We start from the raw sequence: 1,733 nt of genomic DNA on the forward strand, positions 1-1,733 counted from the left end.
GGCCTATATCCAGACGGCGAAGAACCTAGCCAATCAGGCCTATATCCAGACGGCGAAGAACCTAGCCAATCACTACGGGAATGCTCCTGTCGGTGGCGTTGTCGGACCTGGTCTCGCTCAACTAGACTCCACCCTCTCCAAGGTGTTCCCAATCACAGAGCGTGTTCGCCTGAAGGCTCAAGTGGATATGTTCAACGTTCTGAATCGCACGAACTTCAACGGCCTGAACCTGAATGCGAGCAACAGCAACTTCGGTACCATCTCCTCGGCGTTTCCTCCGCGGCAGATGCAGCTTGGAGCTCGTATTCTGTTCTAAGAACGCATTAACCAAAAGAAAAAGGAGAGGCAGACGCCTCTCCTTTTTTATGCCGATCAATCATCGTCTGGACTGTTTCACCGTCTTGACTGCCAGCTTGTATTCGCGCTGTTCAACTATGGACGGCGGCTGTATCTCCGGAGACGTACCTCTCAGGAGTTGAAGGATGATCTTTCCGACAAATGCAGGATTGTTGCGAAGATACCTGGCCATCAGGCGTCTTGGATCCTGGATAAGGCGGTGCAGCCACTGCATTCCTATTGTCTTCACCCATTCCGGGGCATCTTTGATGCGGCCGGTGTGATAGTCAAAGGCCGCGCCGACGCCGAACATCAGTGTTGCATCGAGTCCAGCGAGAGCGTGATACATAAACTTTTCCTGCCGCGGTGTACTGATGCCCACCCAGATGATGTCGGGCTTGAGCCCCTGGATCTCAGAGCGCAGAGACTCCCATTCCTGCACGTTTAGATCGCGAAACGGCGGAGTGTAGTGCCCGACGATCTGTGCATGAGGAAATCGCCGTGTGAGCGCCTGCTTTAGCTCTTCGGCGATACCGGCCTTTCCGCCGTACAGGTAGTGCCGAACGCCGGAAAACTCAGGCCGGCGAAAGATCTCGAGCATAAGATCTGGGCCAGTAACCCGGCGCATCTCGCCAAAGCCTTGCCAATGGCCGACCCACACCGTGGGCATGCCATCGGGAAGCATCAGGGTTGCTGCGTCATAGATTGCCGCGAGATCGGGATCTCGTTGCGCTTCCATCACACCGTGTACGCCGACCATGCAAATGTAGCCCTTCTGTCCCTGATCCAGAAGTTGGCGGATCGCTTCCGTCGCCTGTTCCATGTTTGCGGGATCAATAGAGACTCCAAGAACATCTACTTTTTTCTGGTGAGTCATGAGAGGTTCGTTCCTTTCTCAACGACATCGGCGCCACGAGTCGCCAGGTACGGCGTTGCATTGGCAACGATTACCTGTTGGTAGAGGTTGACCCATTTGGCGGCGATCGTCTCACCAGAGAGCTCAGGAAAGATGGATGGTGCTGGCCTGGGTAATTGCAGCGCCGCGGCCGCGGCGTTGATGAAGTCTTCCTTGCCATGGCCTGACAGCGGCACAAAAGTGCAAAGGCCGTCGGCCATCTCACGGAAGGCAGGGATGTCAGAACAGACGACACGTGCGCCACGTTGGAGTGCTTCAACGACAGGCAGCCCAAACCCCTCAGTCAGGGAGGGAGCCAGCACGCACTCGCAGTTGGCATACAGCGAGTGAAGTTCTGCATCGCTGATGCCTGCGCAAAAGTCGACATGATCGACAAGACCAAGGGTACTGATCCACGCTCGAATGGCCGTAGACTCCGGTCCCTGTATCCCTACAAGTACAAATCGCGTCAGTGGGGGAACAACATTCCTGTAGAGGAGAG

General features: G+C 55.6%; 3 protein-coding genes. 1 reads left to right on the plus strand and 2 read right to left on the minus strand.

Going from position 1 to position 1,733, the window contains the following annotated elements; genetic code table 11:
* The coding region (locus AB4043_RS24520) for a hypothetical protein (protein ID WP_442308391.1) at positions 1–316 on the plus strand (316 nt) is incomplete at its 5' end.
* 60 nt (positions 317–376) lie between these two features.
* Here the strand turns inward: AB4043_RS24520 and AB4043_RS24525 are convergent.
* Both AB4043_RS24525 and AB4043_RS24530 read right to left on the minus strand, forming a co-directional pair.
* Positions 377–1,213: a WecB/TagA/CpsF family glycosyltransferase gene (locus AB4043_RS24525; protein WP_442299556.1), complete on the minus strand. Its 837-nt coding sequence runs from the start codon at positions 1,211–1,213 to the stop codon at positions 377–379.
* Positions 1,210–1,733, minus strand: a 524-nt coding sequence (locus tag AB4043_RS24530; RefSeq protein ID WP_442308392.1) for a glycosyltransferase, incomplete at its 5' end; no start/stop codon positions are given. The genes AB4043_RS24530 and AB4043_RS24525, both read right to left, overlap by 4 nt.

Origin of the sequence: Terriglobus sp. YAF25 (assembly GCF_052113305.1) — a bacterium.
Lineage (GTDB): Bacteria > Acidobacteriota > Terriglobia > Terriglobales > Acidobacteriaceae > Terriglobus.

Excerpts from the sequence above, each read along its gene's own strand:
- AB4043_RS24525 (WP_442299556.1), bottom strand. The coding sequence starts at position 1,213 with ATGACTCACCAGAAAAAAGTAGATGTTCTTGGAGTCTCTATTGATCCC.